Source organism: Streptomyces sp. NPDC053069 (genome assembly GCF_044546895.1).
Classification (GTDB): Bacteria; Actinomycetota; Actinomycetes; order Streptomycetales; family Streptomycetaceae; genus Streptomyces.
Genome location: NZ_JBITZN010000001.1, coordinates 427,518 through 443,863 on the forward strand (window position 1 = coordinate 427,518; position 16,346 = coordinate 443,863).

13 protein-coding genes and 1 pseudogene are annotated in these 16,346 nt (G+C 73.1%); 9 read left to right on the forward strand and 5 right to left on the reverse strand.

Features of this window, described 5'->3' with window-relative positions; translation table 11 throughout:
• Positions 1–31 precede the first annotated feature (31 nt).
• The gene (locus tag ACIGXP_RS01850; protein ID WP_363217806.1) at positions 32–577 is read right to left on the reverse strand and encodes a hypothetical protein; all 546 of its coding nucleotides are present in this window, start codon (positions 575–577) and stop codon (positions 32–34) included.
• A gap of 107 nt (positions 578–684) precedes the next feature.
• Entirely contained in the window at positions 685–1,470 is a 786-nt protein-coding gene (locus ACIGXP_RS01855; RefSeq protein WP_363217805.1) for an aspartate/glutamate racemase family protein, read from the reverse strand.
• A gap of 39 nt (positions 1,471–1,509) precedes the next feature.
• On the opposite strand from ACIGXP_RS01855, the gene ACIGXP_RS01860 reads away from it, so the two are divergent.
• A complete protein-coding gene (locus tag ACIGXP_RS01860; RefSeq protein WP_399762965.1) occupies positions 1,510–2,703 on the forward strand; it encodes a glycosyltransferase in 1,194 nt (397 codons plus the stop codon).
• A 6-nt stretch (positions 2,704–2,709) separates the two neighbouring features.
• Here ACIGXP_RS01860 and ACIGXP_RS01865 read toward each other — a convergent pair whose 3' ends face one another.
• The gene (locus tag ACIGXP_RS01865) at positions 2,710–4,005 is read right to left on the reverse strand and encodes a TerD family protein (RefSeq protein ID WP_399763528.1); all 1,296 of its coding nucleotides are present in this window, start codon (positions 4,003–4,005) and stop codon (positions 2,710–2,712) included.
• 294 nt (positions 4,006–4,299) lie between these two features.
• Between ACIGXP_RS01865 and ACIGXP_RS01870 the strand changes: the two genes are divergently transcribed.
• The 4 genes from ACIGXP_RS01870 (at position 4,300) to ACIGXP_RS01885 (ending at position 9,063) form a co-directional block, all read left to right on the forward strand.
• A complete protein-coding gene (locus ACIGXP_RS01870; RefSeq protein WP_363217803.1) occupies positions 4,300–4,740 on the forward strand; it encodes a DUF6643 family protein in 441 nt (146 codons plus the stop codon).
• A 42-nt stretch (positions 4,741–4,782) separates the two neighbouring features.
• Positions 4,783–5,607: an MOSC domain-containing protein gene (locus ACIGXP_RS01875; protein WP_399762967.1), complete on the forward strand. Its 825-nt coding sequence runs from the start codon at positions 4,783–4,785 to the stop codon at positions 5,605–5,607.
• Between the two features lie 184 nt (positions 5,608–5,791).
• Positions 5,792–6,397: a hypothetical protein gene (locus ACIGXP_RS01880; RefSeq protein ID WP_399762968.1), complete on the forward strand. Its 606-nt coding sequence runs from the start codon at positions 5,792–5,794 to the stop codon at positions 6,395–6,397.
• A gap of 227 nt (positions 6,398–6,624) precedes the next feature.
• Positions 6,625–9,063, forward strand: coding sequence for a right-handed parallel beta-helix repeat-containing protein (locus tag ACIGXP_RS01885; RefSeq protein WP_399762970.1), 2,439 nt, complete (start codon positions 6,625–6,627; stop codon positions 9,061–9,063).
• Between the two features lie 52 nt (positions 9,064–9,115).
• Here ACIGXP_RS01885 and ACIGXP_RS01890 read toward each other — a convergent pair whose 3' ends face one another.
• Positions 9,116–11,476, reverse strand: a complete 2,361-nt coding sequence (locus tag ACIGXP_RS01890; protein ID WP_399762971.1) for a hypothetical protein — start codon at positions 11,474–11,476, stop codon at positions 9,116–9,118.
• 301 nt (positions 11,477–11,777) lie between these two features.
• Here ACIGXP_RS01890 and ACIGXP_RS01895 point away from each other — a divergent pair, with 301 nt between their 5' ends.
• Positions 11,778–12,620 carry a DeoR/GlpR family DNA-binding transcription regulator gene (locus tag ACIGXP_RS01895; protein ID WP_363217799.1) on the forward strand — a complete coding sequence of 281 codons (843 nt, stop codon included), beginning with the start codon at positions 11,778–11,780 and terminating at the stop codon, positions 12,618–12,620.
• 69 nt (positions 12,621–12,689) lie between these two features.
• Positions 12,690–13,151: an SRPBCC family protein gene (locus ACIGXP_RS01900; protein ID WP_399762972.1), complete on the forward strand. Its 462-nt coding sequence runs from the start codon at positions 12,690–12,692 to the stop codon at positions 13,149–13,151.
• 13 nt (positions 13,152–13,164) lie between these two features.
• On the opposite strand, the gene ACIGXP_RS01905 is transcribed toward ACIGXP_RS01900, so the two are convergent.
• Positions 13,165–14,289, reverse strand: coding sequence for a PLP-dependent cysteine synthase family protein (locus tag ACIGXP_RS01905; protein ID WP_399762974.1), 1,125 nt, complete (start codon positions 14,287–14,289; stop codon positions 13,165–13,167).
• Between the two features lie 318 nt (positions 14,290–14,607).
• On the opposite strand from ACIGXP_RS01905, the gene ACIGXP_RS01910 reads away from it, so the two are divergent.
• Complete coding sequence (locus tag ACIGXP_RS01910; protein WP_360094762.1) at positions 14,608–14,931, forward strand: hypothetical protein; 324 nt, start codon at positions 14,608–14,610, stop codon at positions 14,929–14,931.
• 229 nt (positions 14,932–15,160) lie between these two features.
• Positions 15,161–15,712: pseudogene (locus ACIGXP_RS01915) on the forward strand (ATP-binding protein); the annotation flags it as partial.
• Positions 15,713–16,346: the final 634 nt, after the last annotated feature.

The window sequence follows — 16,346 nt, forward strand, 5'->3', positions numbered from 1 at the left end:
CATGCCGCGCGCCGGCGCGCGGCGCGCGGACTCAGCGGGCCGAACCCCGGCCGGTGGTGCGCAGCCGGGCCCTGATGACCCGTACCGCCGACTCCGCGTTGTCGACGGTGATCGTGAAGGTGTGGCCGTCCCACAGGCGCAGCACGATGCCCTCGCCCCGGCGTACGACGACGGCGGTGCCCTTCTCGGGGCGCCACCGGTAGCCCCAGCCACCCCAGTGCCTGGGCGTGACGAGGGCGGTGAAGTCGGCACCGGCCACGTGCGAGAGCGGGATGCGGCGGCGCGGCAGCCCCATGTGGCCGCAGCGGACTTCGAGGGACTCCTTGTCGAGCTTGAGGTCGACGTGCACGAAGGCGAGCGTGCCGAAGAGGACCAGCAGGCCGGCGGCGATGCAGCCCACGACGGACATCGCCAGCGGGGCGACGCCGGAGGTCCATGCCGAGTCCACCGCCAGCTCGATACCGAGCGCCATGCAGGCCGCGCCGACCAGCGCCAGCAGCCACTGGACCCGGTTGGTGGCGCGCCCGGTCCAGACATCGGGATTCGGGCTGTCGTCGGCGTGGACGTGGTCCCTCATGTTTATGAGGTTACTCAGGTTTCGCTGCGCGGGTAGGGAGTGGCGGACGGTGACTGACCCGAGTGGGCCAGGGCGGATCCGGGCCTGGTTGCCGGTCGCGCGGCCGGTCAGCGGACGGGGCTGACCGCCTGCAGGAATCGGCCTTCCTCATAGGACAGGGCCGTGTCCGGGAGCGTGGCCTCGCGCCCGCTGAGCAGCACCGTGAGGCTCGTGTCGGCGACGGCGGCCGGATCCGGTTCCGCTCCGATCCGGCGCAGGGCCTGTGCGGCCACCGCCCCGGCGGAGCCGTGGAGTATGAGCGGCGGGCGGCCGGGCCGCTGGACGGCTCGCCGGATGCGCTCGCCGACCAGCTCGTAGTTGGTGCAGCCCAGGACGACGGTGGTCACGTCCTCGGGGGTGCGCGCGGCGGCGGAGGCGATGGCGGCCTCGATCGCGGCCTCGTCCGCGTGGTGCACCGCGTCCGCGAGGCCGGGGCAGGCCACCTCGGTGACCGCCACCCCGGTGGCGAACTGTTCGATCAGGTTCCGCTGATAGGCGCTGCCCGTGGTGGCGGGGGTGGCCCAGATCGCGACATGGCCGCCGCCCGCCGCGGCCGGCTTGATCGCCGGCACGGTGCCGATGATCGGCAGATCCGGTTCGAAACGGGCCCGCATCTGCGGCAGCGAGTGCACGGAGGCGGTGTTGCAGGCGACGATCAGGACATCGGGCCCATGGGCGGCGGCGGCCCCGGCCACGGCCAGGGCCCGCTGCGTAATGTCCTCCGGAGTGCGAGGCCCCCAGGGCATCCCGTCCGGGTCCCAGGAGAGCACGAGATCCGCGTCGGGCCGCAGCCGCCGTACCGCGGCGGCGGCCGGGAGCAGGCCGATTCCGGAGTCCATGAGCGCGATCTTCACCCGGCCACGATAGACGATCGGCCCTCGGGGTCCTCTCCGGTGGGGCAGACTGCGGGGGTGAGCGCCCTGCTGTGGATCACCGTCGTGTCGCTGGCCGCCTGGTGCTGGCTGCTGCTGTGCCGGGGCTTCTTCTGGCGCACGGACGTCCGGCTGCCGCCACGCCGGGATCCGGACGCGTGGCCGTCCGTCTGTGTGGTGGTACCGGCCCGCGACGAGGCCGCCGTACTGCCCGAGAGCCTGCCGTCGCTGCTGACGCAGGACTATCCGGGCCGGGCCGAGGTGGTCCTGGTGGACGACGGGAGCACCGACGGCACCGGGGAGCTGGCGCGCGAGCTGTCCCGGCGGCACGGCGGGCTGCCGCTGACCGTGGGCTCGCCGGGCGAGCCGCCGGCGGGCTGGACGGGCAAGCTGTGGGCGGTGCGGCACGGTATCGGCCTGGCACGCGCGCGTGACCCCGAGTACCTGCTGCTGACGGACGCGGACATCGCTCACGCACCGGACAGCCTGCGCACGCTGGTGGCGGCGGCCCGTGCCGGAGGCTTCGACGTCGTGTCGCAGATGGCGCGGCTGCGGGTGGCGAGCCTGTGGGAGCGGCTGGTGGTGCCGGCGTTCGTGTACTTCTTCGCGCAGCTGTATCCCTTCCGGTGGATCGGTCGCAAGAGCTCGCGTACGGCCGCGGCGGCGGGCGGTTGTGTCCTGCTGCGCACCGGGATGGCGGAGCAGGCGCGCATCCCGGAGGCCATCCGGCACGCCGTCATCGACGACGTGGCGCTCGCGCGTGCGGTGAAGGGCGCCGGAGGGCACGTCTGGCTGGGGCTGGCCGACCGGGTGGACAGCGTGCGGCCGTATCCACGGTTGCACGACCTGTGGCGGATGGTCTCGCGCAGCGCCTATGCCCAGTTGCGCCACAACCCGCTGCTGCTTCTCGGTACGGTCGCCGGACTCGCGCTGGTCTATCTGCTGCCGCCGGCCGCGGTGGCCGTGGGGGCGGCGGGCGGCGGCACGGCGACGGCCGTCACCGGCACCGTGGCGTGGGCGGTGATGGCGGGGACGTACCTGCCGATGCTGCGCTACTACCGGCAGCCGCTGTGGCTGGCGCCGCTGCTGCCGTTCACCGCGCTGCTGTACCTGCTGATGACGGTCGACTCGGCCGTGCAGCACCACCGGGGGCGTGGGGCCGCCTGGAAGGGCCGCACGTACGCGCGTCCCGACGCCGTGCCCGAGGAGGGCTGAACCCGGTCACTTGCGGCCGGGCGTCCAGTTCATGCCCCAGCCGTAGGCGCGGTCCATGGTGCGTTGCGGGCTTACTCCGCGCTCCGGCACCAGGTACCGCGCCTCGCGCTGCACGATGAGGTCGCCGCCCGTGTTGGTGATCCGGGCGAGCGCGCACACGGTGGAGGGGACGGTGCACTCGTCGAGCGAGAAGTCGATCGGGGCGCCGTGCTGCGGCTGGAGGGTGACGGTGGCGTGCAGGCCGGCGAAGGAGGCGGCGCCCTGGTAGATGGTGACGAAGACGAGGATGCGCCGGAACTCCTTGGTGCGGTCGAGGTTGATGGTGAGGTTCTCGCCGCTCGCCGTGGCGCCGGTGCGGTCGTCGCCGTCGAGGTGGATGTACGGCGGCCGGTGCAGCGACCCGAAGGCGTTGCCGAGGGCCTGGACGACGCCTTTGCGGCCGTCGGCCAGTTCGTACAGGGCGCACAGGTCGAGGTCGAGGTCTCCCTGCCCGCCTCCCCACCTGCCCCAGCCGGAAAGCTCTTTGCGTATCTGCCAGTTGAGGTTCACGCGCATGGTTCCGGAGGTGCCGCCCTGCTTGGCGAGCGAGACGGACGGCGCCGTCTTGGTGAGGGTGACCTTGGACAGGCGGACCGGCTGGGGCGCGGGGGCCGGAGCAGCCGTGGGAGGGGCCGAGGGCACGGGCGGCAAGGGCGCGGGTGCCACCGGCGCGGGCGGCGGTGGCGGGGCCGCCACGGGCGGCGGCGTGATCCGGGCCGCCGCGGTGGGCGGTGCGGCGTGCTGGGGTTCGTCCACGGTGATGCCGAAGTCCGTTGCGAGGCCTTCGAGTCCGCTGCTGTAGCCCTGGCCGACGGCGCGGAACTTCCACGCGCCCTGGCGGCGGTAGAACTCACCGAGTACGAAGGCCGTCTCGACGGTCGCGCCCGGGCTGTCGAAGCGGGCGAGCGTCCGCCCGGTCACGGCCTCGGTCACCTCGATGTAGAGGCCGGGGACCTGTCCGAAGGTCCCGCCGTCGGCGGAGGCGGCGAGGACGATCCGCTCGATCACGCCCTCCACGCGCGCGAGGTCGACGGAAAGGGTGTCCGTCACGCCCTCGCCGGTCCCCCTCTTGCCCTCGTGGCGCACCGCGCCCGAGGTGTGGGCGGGCTGGTTGTAGAAGACGAAGTCGGCGTCGGAGCGGACCTTTCCGGTGGCGAGCAGCAGCGCGGAGGCGTCCGCGTCGGGCACCCCGGGTCCCGAGCGCCAGCCCAGTTCGACGCGCAGGGCCGTGGTCGGCACCGGCGTGTTCGACCCCTTCGACATTGACATGTCCGCCCCCATCCGTGTCGGCCTCCGGGCACCCCCGGGTCGTCCGGGTGAGCCCTACCCGCACAACCTAATCCCGGGTACGGCGCACGCCGATGACCGACGCCGGAAGATCGTCGGCCAACTGGCGGTAACCCCGCAGGACCTCGCTCTTTACACGATTGAAGCGTCGCCCGACGTCCATTTTTGCCGAGTTCGCTCGGATTGGGGATCCCCGGTCACTGCAGGCACGGAAAACAACCCTCTTATCGGTCTCCCCAACGAGCACATCGTGGGCTTAACTTATGTGCCATGACCTCCCCCCGCTCCACTTATGGTGGCGGCTACTACTCCGCCTCCTTCCCGGACACCCCGATCTACGACTCGCTCGTGGCCGAGCGGGGCACCCCGCAGATCGCCCCGATCCGGGTCCCCGCCGCCTACGACATGGGCAGCAGCCTGCCCGCTCTGCCGTCGGCACTGCCCGCCCTCCCGGCGGCCCCCTCCCCGCAGGCCCCCGCCTACGGCTATCCGCAGCAGACACCGCAGCCCGCGCCGCTGCAGCAGGCACCCACGGCGTACATCCCGCAGCAGGCGAGCGCGCCTCGGGGTTATCCCGGCCCGCAGGCCCCGCAGCAGCAGCGCCCGATGGGGATGGGCACGGGATACGAGGCGATGCGTCCGGCCGCGCCGCGGCCTGCGCCCGCCCCCTACCAGGACCCCTACAACAACCAGCAGTACCGCGGCTACTGACCGGCGCACCGGCGCTGTCGGTGCCCCTGGCACCATGGCGTCATGGAGAACGCCGAAGTGCAGTCGATTCACGTCCATCCGGTCAAGGCGTTCCGGGGTCAGGCACCCCGGGAGGCTGTGGTGGAGCCCTGGGGCCTGGCCGGAGACCGGCGCTGGACACTGATCGACGACGGGGGAAAGGTCGTCACACAACGCGAACAGCCGCGCCTCGCGCTGGCCGCCGCCGAGCTTCTGCCCGGCGGCGGCGTTCGTCTGTCCGCGCCCGGTCACGCACCGCTGACGGTGCCGGTGCCCGAGCCGGCCGGCACCGTGCCGGTGAGCGTCTTCGGCACCAAGGTCGAGGCGGTCCCGGCGGCTGCGGCCGCACACGCCTGGTGCAGCGCCTATCTGCGGACGGACGTCCGCCTGGTCCACATGGACGATCCGGCCACCCGCCGCCCGGTCGATCCCGAGTACGCCCTGCCCGGCGAGACGGTGAGCTTCGCCGACGGCTACCCCTTGCTGGTCGCCACGACCGCCTCACTCGACGCCCTGAACTCCCTGATGGCCGAGGGCACCCAGGCCCAGGAGGGCCCGCTGCCGATGAACCGCTTCCGGCCCAACGTCGTCGTCGCCGGCACCGAGGCCTGGGCGGAGGACCACTGGTCGCGGATCTCCGTCGGCGACGTGGTCTTCCGCGTCGCGAAGGCGAGCGGACGCTGTGTCGTCACCACCGTCGACCAGGACACCGCCGTGCGGGGCCGGGAGCCCCTGCGCACCCTGGCTCGCCACCGCAAGGTCGGCGCGAGGCTGATCTTCGGCCAGAACCTCGTGCCCCTGTCGACCGGCACGATCAGGGTCGGGGACCCGGTCCGGGTGCTGGAGTAGCAGCGGTCTCGGCCCGACGACGGGGGAACCGGGGGCGGGTCCCGGTCGTTGGGAGGACATGAGAGTTTCCTGAGAAGCCGCGTGCGTGATCGTGCGCGGCTGACGTGATGTCGCTCTCTCTCGCCACGGTCCGCGGATGCGCGCCCGTGCCGGGGGATATGACGGAGCGGAAGGGGGTGGGGACATGCGGGTGATCAGTGGCCTGTGGCGCTGGCGGCGCAATCCGCTGCGCCGCACGACCGATCTGGCCGAGGCATGGGTGGCCCTCGTGGCACTCGTACTCATGGCCGTCACCGCGCCCGTGACCGGATGGCTGGTCGGCGCCGCCGCCCAGCACTCGCTGCAGCGGTCCGTGCGCGAGCAGCAGCGCACGCGCCACCTCGTCACCGCCACGGTCGTGCGTGACCTGGGCAGGGTCCCGGTGGAGACGGAGCCCGACACCTCGACGGCGCGCGACAGCCACCGCCGTGTCCTCGCGGACTGGACCGCACCGGACGGCAGCCATCGGCACGGCCCGACCCTGGCGGCCCTCAAGTCGCCGCACAGGGGAGACCACTTCAGACTCTGGACGGACCCGCAGGGCCGAATAACGACCCGTCCGCTGGACTCCCCCACCGCGACGACACACGCGGTGCTCGCCGGGACCGGCGCGGCCCTGCTGGCCACGGGCCTGGTGGAAGCCGCCCGGCGGCTGACCGTCTGGCGTATGGTCCGCAGGCGGTACGCACGCTGGGACCAGGCCTGGGACCGGGCCGGTCCGGACTGGGGCAAGGCGGGCACCGGCAGCTGACGGCCTTACGGCTCTGGTCAACCCATCCTGCACGCACACGCTACGGTGGACCGGCCGAAGCGCTTTCGGCGACAACCCGCGGACGAGCGAACCGCAGAGGCACGCGGCTTCGGGAGCGCGACGCGCACCAGCCCCAGGGGCTGAGCACGGTCGCGGTCCCGGCACCGGCGACGCGGCCCCTGCGGCAGCGAGCCGTCAGTACGACGAGGTGGGGGCACAGCAACGCCATGGCACAGGGCACGGTCCAGGTGACGCACACCGGTACGTCGCGGTGGCGGCGCCGCACGGGCGAGTACGCTTCGCTCGCCGCCGCCCTGGAGGCCGCCACCGACGGCGACGTCCTCACCATCGCCCCCGGCACCTACCGGGAAAACCTCGTCGTCCGGCGGGCGGTGACGCTCCGTGGCCCCGAGGGGTCCCCCGGCTCGGTGCGGATCGCACCGGTGGACGGCGTGCCGCTCACCGTGTGCGCCTCGGCCGTGGTGCAGGACCTGCACGTGGAGGGACAGGACGCGGCGGCGCCCGCACTGCTGGTCGAGGAGGGCGTGCCCGAGCTGATGGACGTGCGGATCGTCACCCGGTCCGCGGCGGGTATCGAAGTGCGCGGCGGCGCCCGCCCGACCGTGCGGCGGTGCACCGTGGACAACCCGGCCGGCATCGGCATCGCCGTACTCGACGGCGCGAGCGGGGTGTTCGAGGAGTGCGAGGTCGTCGCGGCCGGGCAGGCGGGCGTGGCCGTGCGGGGCGGGGCCCGCCCGCGCCTGGAGCGCTGCCGGGTGCACCATGCCGCCGGGACCGGGCTGACCGCGACGGGCGAGAACTCGTCGCTGGAGGCGGTGGGTTGTGAGATCTACGAGGTCCGGGGCTCCGGCGTCCAGGTCACCCAGCGGGCAACGGCACATCTGACCGACTGCGATGTGCACCGCACCACCACCGACGGTGTCACCCTGGACACGGACGCGGTGCTCACGCTCGCCGACTGCCGCATCCACGACATCCCGGAGAACGCGGTCGATCTGCGCTCGCGTTCGGTGCTCACGCTGACCCGGACGACGGTGCGTCAGTTCGGGCGCAACGGCCTGTCGGTGTGGGACCCGGGGACCCGGGTGGACGCCAACCAGTGCGAGATCTTCGACAGCACCGGGGACTATCCGGCGGTGTGGGTCAGCGACGGCGCCACCGCCGTCCTCGACTCCTGCCGGGTGCACGATGTGCCGGACGCCCTGTTCGTGCTGGACCGCGGTTCGCGCGCGGACGTCGTGGACAGCGACCTGTGGCAGGTGCGCAACACGGCGGTGTCTGTGAGCGACGGGGCCACCGCGCAGCTCGACGACTGCCGGATCCGGGAGGCGGCGACCGGAGCGTGGTTCCGCGACCACGGCAGCGGCGGCACGCTGAACAACTGCACGCTGGACGGCACCCAGACCGGTGTGATCGTCACCAAGGGCGCCGACCCGACCATCGAGCGGTGCACGGTCGACTCCCCCGCCGAGGCGGGCTTCTACGTCTCCGCGGGCGGCCGCGGAAGCTTCCTGAACTGCCGGGTCAGCGGCAGCGGCGGTTACGGCTTCCATGTGATCGACGGCTGCCGTGCGACGTTGCGCAAGTGCCGCACGGAGCGCTGTGCCCGCGGTGGTTACGAGTTCGCCGAGCCGGGCCCGGACGCCGGATCCGGGACGGGCCCGGTGGTGGAGGACTGCACCAGCGACGAGAGCGGCGGTCTGCGTCCGTCCCCGGCCCGCGAGACCGCCGTACAGACGGTGTCGCACTCCCCCGGGCTGCTCGGTTCGATCCCCGGGCAGCGCAGCACGGAGCAGGAGCCGCTGATCGCCGCTGCCGCGCCGGACACGCCGGCGCGGACGTCGAAGGATGTGCTCGGGGAACTCGACGCGTTGGTGGGCCTGGAGAGCGTCAAGCGAGAGGTGCGGGCGCTGACCGACATGATCGAGGTGGGCCGGCGGCGGCAGCAGGCGGGTCTGAAGGCGGCGTCGGTCAAGCGGCATCTGGTCTTCACCGGCTCTCCCGGCACCGGCAAGACGACGGTCGCCCGGCTCTACGGCGAGATCCTCGCCTCGCTCGGTGTGCTGGAGAAGGGGCATCTGGTGGAGGTGTCCCGGGTCGACCTGGTCGGTGAGCACATCGGCTCCACGGCGATCCGCACCCAGGAGGCGTTCGAGAAGGCACGCGGCGGGGTGCTGTTCATCGACGAGGCATACGCGCTGTCCCCGGAGGACGGCGGGCGGGACTTCGGCAAGGAAGCCATCGACACGCTGGTGAAGCTGATGGAGGACCACCGGGACGCGGTGGTGGTGATCGTCGCCGGCTACACGGCTGAGATGGAGCGCTTCCTGTCCGTCAACCCGGGTGTCGCCTCCCGCTTCTCGCGCACCATCACCTTCGGCGACTACGGTCCCGAGGAGCTGCTCAGGATCGTGGAGCAGCAGGCCGACGAGCACGAGTACCGGCTGGCGCCCGGCGCGTCCGAGGCGCTGCTGACGTACTTCACGGCCATCCCGAAGGGCCCGGCGTTCGGCAACGGCCGCACCGCCCGGCAGACCTTCGAGGCGATGGTGGAACGGCACGCGGGCCGTGTCGCCCAGCTGGACGACCCCAGCACCGACGACCTGACCCTGCTGTTCGCCGAGGACCTGCCGGAGCTGCCCTGACCGTCCGGTCGCACACGTGTCGAGTACGGCGAGGGCACGGCCTGGCCGGGCCTCACCCCGGTGCCTGCGGCTCAGGGCGGGGGCCCGGCAGCTCCGGGCGCAGCCGGCTCAGCAGCCGGGTCCGTGCGCGGGCGAAGGCCGGGTCCGCCTGGTAGTCGGAGTGGCCGAGGATGGGCGCCGGGAGCGGATGCTCGGGCGTGCGGCCGTAGACGAGCGGGTCCTGCAACGGGGCGTGGTCGACCTCGGGCGTGGCGTCGTCGGGGACGCGGACGGGGCCGCCGATGGGGTCGGTCGGGCGGTAGAGGTTGGTCCAGCAGGCGACATCGCGGTGCAGGGCGGCGAGCGCGGGCGGTCCGAAGTGGGCCGGGAACCAGCGGCCGTACAGGCGCTCCAGCGGGGAGCCGTAGGTCAGCAGCGCGATCCGGCCGCGCACGGACGGGGGCAGCTGCCAGGCGGCGGCCGCGGCCAGGACGCTGCCCTGGGAGTGACCGGAGAGGACCAGACGGCCTTTGGTGCGGTGCGTCCAGGTCGACATGCGCCAGGTCAGGTCCGGCACCGCGCGCTCGGCGTAGCAGGGCGGTGCGAAGGGATGCGCCGCACGTGGCCAGAAGGTGCCGACGTCCCACAGGATGCCGATGCTGCGCCGTGCCGAGGCGTCCTTGTAGGCGCGCCTGCCCCAGGTCACGAAGAGCACGAAACCGAGTCCGACCAGCCAGGAGCCCAGTGCCTGCGAGATCTCGGCGACGGCCTGGAGGGCGTCGAAGGTGTGGCGGGCCGCTCCGTCGGGCGTCTTCCGTGTGATCAGCGCGCCGGTCAGCGCCACACCGCCGAGCAGCAGGGTGGCGGCGGTGAGCACAGCGACGACGAGGGGTGCCCGGTCGGTGAGGGCGGCCATCGCGCGGACATGGGCGATGGCGCGGGTACGGACCGGGTCCTCGGGTTCGCCGGGGTGCTCGTGGCGGACTCGGGCGCGTTCGGCGCGGGCCAGCCGGGCGGTGTGCGTCCCGAGCCCGGCGGCGAGGAGCAGCAGGACTGCGAGTACCGGCGGGATCGTGGACGCCTGCCAGGTCAGCAGGAGGGGCGGGCCGGGGAGCCGGGCGCAGGTGCCGTCCAGCCAGTCCGCGACGCGCTGCGCGAGCCCGCCGGACATCACACCGCCCAGCGCGCAGGCGAGCAGCGCGACGGCCGGTCCGCCCAGGCCGCGCATCCCTGCGCGCGGATCGGGAGTGCGCCGGTACAGACAACGGGCCACCACGGCGAGCGCGACGATCAGCAGTCCCTGGGCCAGCATCAGGGCGCCGAAGGCCGGGTCGCCCGGCAGCCGTCCGGTGGACCGCCAGCCGGGGCGGGCCCAGCCGGCGTAGACCGCCGTGAGCAGCAGCAGGGCGAGCGCGCCCAGCGGCAGGAGTCGTACAAGGTGCCGGTCGGCCCGCTGGTCGAGGCGGTTCTCGCTGCGGCCCCGGCGGCAGACGACACCCACCACGAGCGCCGCCCAGGCCGGCAGGGCCGCGGTGAGCAGCCGGCTCACGGCCTCCAGGGCGGCGGGGCCGCCTGGCTGGTGGTCGAAGCGGGCCGCCGGGATCGCCAGGGCGGCGGCGACGGTCAGCAGGGCTGCCGCGGTGTGCGCGGCGCGCAGCCGGGCCACGAGGCGGCGCCCGTACCAGAAGCCGGGCATGGCCAGCGCGCTGCGGTCGGTGTCCGGTTCCGGGTCGTGGGACATCGGCTGGTGGGACTCGTACGCGCTCCAGGTGCGGTGCGAGAGATACCAGAGGAGTCCGGTCAGCGCGGCCGGTACCAGCGCGGCGAGCGCGAGCCGGCGGCCGGGCAGGCTCCACCAGCTGCCGTGCCTGCCGAAGGGCGCGGGCGCATCGGGGGCGAGGAAGGCCAGCCAGGAGTGGCGTCGGACGCAGTCATGGACGCCGGCGCACTGCCAGGCCACCAGGTCGAGGGCCACCTCGCAGACGGCGGCCACCAGCAGCACGGTCAGGGTGAGGGCGGCCAGCCGCACCAGGAGGCCGTACAGGCGGACCGTGCGGTGCCGGCCGGCTGCGGCGGGGCGCATCCAGTGGGCGAGGTTGACCACCATGAACGGCAGTAACACCAGCCACAGGGCGCGGCTGCGGTCGCCGGATGTCAGGTTGCACCAGACGTACGCCTCCCGAACGGGCTCGTCCCGGGCCCCCTCCCCTTCCGGCGTGTCCTCTGCGCGCCGGAAGACGGCGGCCGTGTCGTCACCGGTGATCCGGACGGTACGCGGGTCGCCGAGCATCTTCTCGGGGGTGGTCCCGCCCACCCCGTGCACCAGCAGCTCCAGCTCGGCCTCCGGCGCGGTGAGCCGGTCGGGGCGGCCGGCCGGCGGCCTCGCCGCCTTGCCCGTCCGCTGCCCGCTGGGGCGTTCCTGTGCGCGGTCCACTGTTGTCGCACCCCCGTGACGTGCCCGAAGGCCTGTGCCGATGCGGGCTTCAGGATCCCGGGTGCGCCGACCGCGCGCACCACTCGTCACGGAATCTCCCCGATCCGGGTGACGGCGCCGGGACCGCCGGGGTCTCTGTGGCGAATGTGGCATGTACGGGTGGTGACAGGAGGTGGCGCAACCCGTACCCACCCGTGAAAGGATGGGACGCCCGCGCATCGCCGGCCGGATGGAACCTCCTGGTCGGGGGCGGTGCGCCGGGGCGTGTCGGACGGATGGCGGCGAAAGGACCGGAGCGTACGTGAGTGAGAATCAGAACCTCCTCGCGGAGCAGCGCCGCGCCCTGATCCTGGACGAGGTCCGGCGCCGGGGCGGTGTGCGGGTGAACGAACTGACCCGCAAGCTCGGCGTGTCGGACATGACCGTGCGCCGTGACCTGGACGCCCTCGCCCGTCAGGGTGTGCTGGAGAAGGTGCACGGCGGCGCGGTGCCCGTGGTCGAGGCGAGCACCCATGAGCCGGGCTTCGAGGCCAAGTCCGGTCTGGAGCTGACCGCCAAGGAGGACATCGCGCGGGCCGCCGCCAAGCTGGTCAGCCCGGGCACGGCGATCGCCCTGTCCGGTGGTACGACGACGTACGCGCTCGCGCAGCACCTGCTGGAGGTGCCCGACCTGACCGTGGTGACGAACTCGGTGCGGGTCGCGGACGTCTTCCACGCGGCGCAGCGCACCTCGGGCCAGCGGCAGGGCGCGGCCACGGTGGTGCTCACCGGCGGCGTGCGGACCCCGTCGGACTCGCTGGTCGGGCCGGTCGCCGACCAGGCGATCGCGGCCCTTCACTTCGATGTGCTGTTCCTCGGCGTGCACGGCATATCGGTGGAGGCCGGTCTGTCCACGCCGAACCTCGCGGAGGCGGAGACGAACCGGCGGCTGGTGCACTCGGCGCGCCGGGTCGTGGTGGTCGCCGACCACACCAAGTGGGGGACGGTGGGCCTGAGTTCCTTCGCCACGCTGGAGCAGGTGGACACGCTCGTCACCGACGCGGGGCTGCCGGCCGAGGCCCGGACGGAGATCTCCGAGCACCTGCCGCGGCTGCTGGTCGCGGGCGAGTGGGAGCCGGAGGACCGGGACACCGACGACATCTGACGGTGCGTCAGTTAGGCTGACGGTGCACCACCCCGTTCCGCGAAGGGACTCATGAGGGGGTTTCGCACCATGGCTCACCGTCTACGCCCGGTCGGTGTCGACTTCGTCGAGACCGCCCCTGTACGCCTGGTGTTCGCCCGGGAGATCTCCGCAGCCCCTGAGGCGGTCTTCCGGTCGCTCGCCGAGGACCTGGCCGGCTGGTCGGAATGGTTCCCCGGGGTGGCCTCCGTACGGCCGGCCGGCGGTGGTCGCGAGGTGCGGCTGCGCGGCGGCGGCCGCTTCGAGGAGTCGGTGGTCGTGGCCAGGGCACCGGAGCTCTACGCCTATCGCGTCGACGTGACGAACATGCCGGGAGCGCGGGCCTGGGTCGAGGAGTGGCGACTTGCCCCGGCCGGCACCGGGACCCGGGTGCAGATGACCTTCGCGCTCGACGGGACGGCGGCGTTCCGCCTGCTGTGGGCTCTCGTCCGCCCCGGGGTGGGCCGCGCCTTCCGCGATGCGGTCGCGAAGCTGGACCGGCGCCTCGGCTGACCCGTCCGCCGGCTCAGTCCGGCCACACCCCCGTCGTCAGCAGGGTCTCGATCGCCGCCGCGTACGGCGTGATGTCCAGGCCTTGCTCCGCGAGCCAGACGTCGGAGTAGTACTTGTCGAGGTAACGGTCGCCCGGGTCGCACAGCAGGGTGACGACGCTGCCGGTGCGGCCCTCGGTCACCATCTCGGAGACGATCTTCAGCGCGCTCCACAGTCCGGTTCCCGTGGAGCCGCCCGCCTTGCGGCCGATGGCCTGTTCCAGGGCGCGTACGGCGGCGACGCTGGCCGCGTCCGGGACCTTCATCATCCGGTCGATCGCGCCGGGCACGAAGCTCGGCTCCATGCGCGGGCGGCCGATGCCCTCGATCCGGGAGCCGCAGTCGCAGGTGACGTCCGGATCGCCGGTGGTCCAGCCCTCGAAGAAGCAGGAGTTGTCCGGGTCGGCGACGCAGATGCGGGTGTCGTACTGCATGTAGTGGACGTAGCGGGCGAGGGTCGCGGAGGTGCCGCCGGTGCCGGCCGTGGCGACGATCCACGCCGGCTCCGGGAACCGCTCCAACTCCAGCTGGCGGAAGATGGATTCCGCGATGTTGTTGTTCCCGCGCCAGTCGGTGGCCCGCTCGGCGTAGGTGAACTGGTCCATGTAGTGGCCGCCGGTCTCCACCGCGAGGCGTGCGGACTCCTCGTACATCTTGCGGGAGTCGTCCACGAAGTGGCACTGGCCGCCGTGGAACTCGATCAGGCGGATCTTCTCGGCGCTGGTCGTGCGCGGCATGACCGCGATGAAGGGCACGCCGATCAGCTTCGCGAAGTAGGCCTCGGAGACGGCGGTCGAGCCGCTGGAGGCCTCGATGACGGGGCGGCCGGGACGGATCCAGCCATTGCAGAGGCCGTAGAGGAAGAGGGAGCGGGCGAGGCGGTGCTTGAGGCTGCCGGTGGGGTGCGTCGACTCGTCCTTCAGGTAGAGGTCGATGCCCCAGTGCTCGGGGAGCGGGAAGCGCAGCAGGTGGGTGTCCGCCGAGCGGTTGGCGTCGGCCTGGACCTTGCGGACGGCTTCTTTCAGCCAGTCGCGATACGCGGCGTCGCTGCGGTCGACATCGAGGGTCGCGCCGGTCCGGGTCCGGTCGGTGGTGCTCACGGCGGTGCTCCTTACGCTGGGTGCCGACGACGCCTCGCGCGTCGGCACTTTGAGCATAGGCATCTTTTGCACCGCTTCCCACCTGCATAAACGCATCTTTGAGCCATCCAAAGCCGCCCTGGGGCACGAGCGAGCGAGGCGTCCGGGGGCGCATTTGGCGGGAGTGCTCCGGGCGGCTGTCGCAGGCGTCCCGCGTGTACTGGTGCTCCCGGCCGCACGGAGGCAGACTGCACGCGACGGGACGATCGTCCGTCGGACAGGCCCTGACGGGGGCGCACACTGGATCGCGGAAGCACACGGGCAAGGGGGCGGCGAAGGATGGCGGAGCCTGAGTTCACGGCCAAGGGCGTGCGGATCGGCAAACGACTGCGTTCGCTCACCCGGGCCGGGCAGGTCCGGATCAACGACGGCAGGCTGGAGTTGCTCACCAGCTACGGCAGCGAGATCGACAGCGCTCCGGTACAGGCGGTGCGCGCGTCCAAGCCGTGGTTCGGGCCGGACGACAAGGCGTTGGCCGACCTCAACGGCAAGCGGTACCTGCTGACGCTGGGCGAGCACGACCCCGCTCCGGGCGAGCCGGGTCCGCCTGCGGCACGGCGGTTCATCGAGGCGGTGCGCCGCGCCGCCGGACGCGGCGGCTGAGGACGTACGGCGCACACCTGGGAGCAGCGGTCCGTTGCGGCGAGTTGCGGGCGGCCATCCGCTGCGTCACTCTGGTCTCACGTCACTCTGGGTTTACCGGCGATAACGCTGCGAACCAGCCCGCCGGCCATGACAGCAGGCGGACGTTTGGACGCAAGCACCCTGCTGGATCCGTTGTTCTCCGTGTTCTTCCGGTCCGTTCGGACCTCTACATCGGGGAGTCGCAGCCGTGATCAGTCACCCGAGCAGGCACTGCACCGTGGAGCTCCAGGCCCTGCCGTCACGGATCGGCCAGGTCCGCAGAATCGTATCTGCGCAGTTGCGCTACTGGCACATGGACGCGTTGATAGACCGGGCCGCGCTCGGTGTGACGGAGCTGCTGAGCAACGTTCACCGGCACGCAAGGCCCGACAAGTCGTGCACGGTCGAGCTCGAGCTGGCGCCGGACCGGCTCACCGTCTCGGTGCGCGACAACGATCCGCGGCTTCCGGTGCCGGCCGCCGCCGCGGACGCGCCCGACACCGGCCCGCTGGCCACCTGTGGTCGGGGGCTGGCGATGGTGGCGGCGGTCAGCGAGAGCTGGGGGGCTCGGCCGGACGGCGAGAACGGCAAGGTCGTCTGGTTCACGCTGCCCGCCCCGGCGGTGGTGCGGCCGCATCCGGCGAGTGTGCCGCGCCGTACCACGGAGCCGCGGCCGGCGGCCAAGACCGCCCCTGTCCGCTCCGCGGTACCGGTGGCCGCGGCAGCGCCGGTCGGCGCACCAGCGCCCGCGGCTGCCGCAACGCCCGTGGCTGCCGGAACGCCTGTGGTCGCCGTAGCGCCGGGTGCCGCCGGAACTCCGGTCGGCGCCGCGGCTCCCGCTCCGGCGGTGGCGCACGCCTCGGGCGTGCCCGCGACATAGGCGCCGCCCGGCCGGCCGCTTCGGGCTGACCGGGCGGCGCCCCGCCGGTGCGACGGACAGGTCCCGACCGCGCCCGCCGGCGCCCGTCGAACCCCGGTACGACCCTGCCGGCCGGGGGTCGGTCCGCTCACCCGCGCCGACAGGGTGCCGCTGCGCCGACCCGTGCCGCCCCAGCGGTACGACCGCCCGCGGCAACGCGGGTACGAGCGCCGCTGCCGGGCGGGGCGGGCGCAGCCCCGGCGGCACGCCTCGCGCGACCCGACGAGTAGGCGCCACGGCCGACCGACCCGGGCACCTCGGCCACAGCGACCACGCCGGCCCCCAGCTACAGCGCATGGCGGGCGCAGCCGCCTGCAGCTCCCCAGGGGCGCGGGGAACGGCGCGACCAGCCAGGCACACACCCGCACGCTCCCGCACGACCCCACGAGTAGGCGCCACGACCGCGCCGACCCCACCGAGGACGACCAGCAAATGCCGCACCGCCGCGCAGTGCCGGTAGTAGGCGCCACGGCCG

Coding starts and splice junctions, on each gene's coding strand:
- ACIGXP_RS01850 (WP_363217806.1), bottom strand. CDS start 577: ATGAGGGACCACGTCCACGCCGACGACAGCCCGAATCCCGATGTCTGG.
- ACIGXP_RS01865 (WP_399763528.1), bottom strand. CDS start 4,005: ATGTCGAAGGGGTCGAACACGCCGGTGCCGACCACGGCCCTGCGCGTC.
- ACIGXP_RS01870 (WP_363217803.1), top strand. CDS start 4,300: ATGACCTCCCCCCGCTCCACTTATGGTGGCGGCTACTACTCCGCCTCC.
- ACIGXP_RS01875 (WP_399762967.1), top strand. CDS start 4,783: ATGGAGAACGCCGAAGTGCAGTCGATTCACGTCCATCCGGTCAAGGCG.
- ACIGXP_RS01880 (WP_399762968.1), top strand. CDS start 5,792: ATGCGGGTGATCAGTGGCCTGTGGCGCTGGCGGCGCAATCCGCTGCGC.
- ACIGXP_RS01885 (WP_399762970.1), top strand. CDS start 6,625: ATGGCACAGGGCACGGTCCAGGTGACGCACACCGGTACGTCGCGGTGG.
- ACIGXP_RS01900 (WP_399762972.1), top strand. CDS start 12,690: ATGGCTCACCGTCTACGCCCGGTCGGTGTCGACTTCGTCGAGACCGCC.
- ACIGXP_RS01910 (WP_360094762.1), top strand. CDS start 14,608: ATGGCGGAGCCTGAGTTCACGGCCAAGGGCGTGCGGATCGGCAAACGA.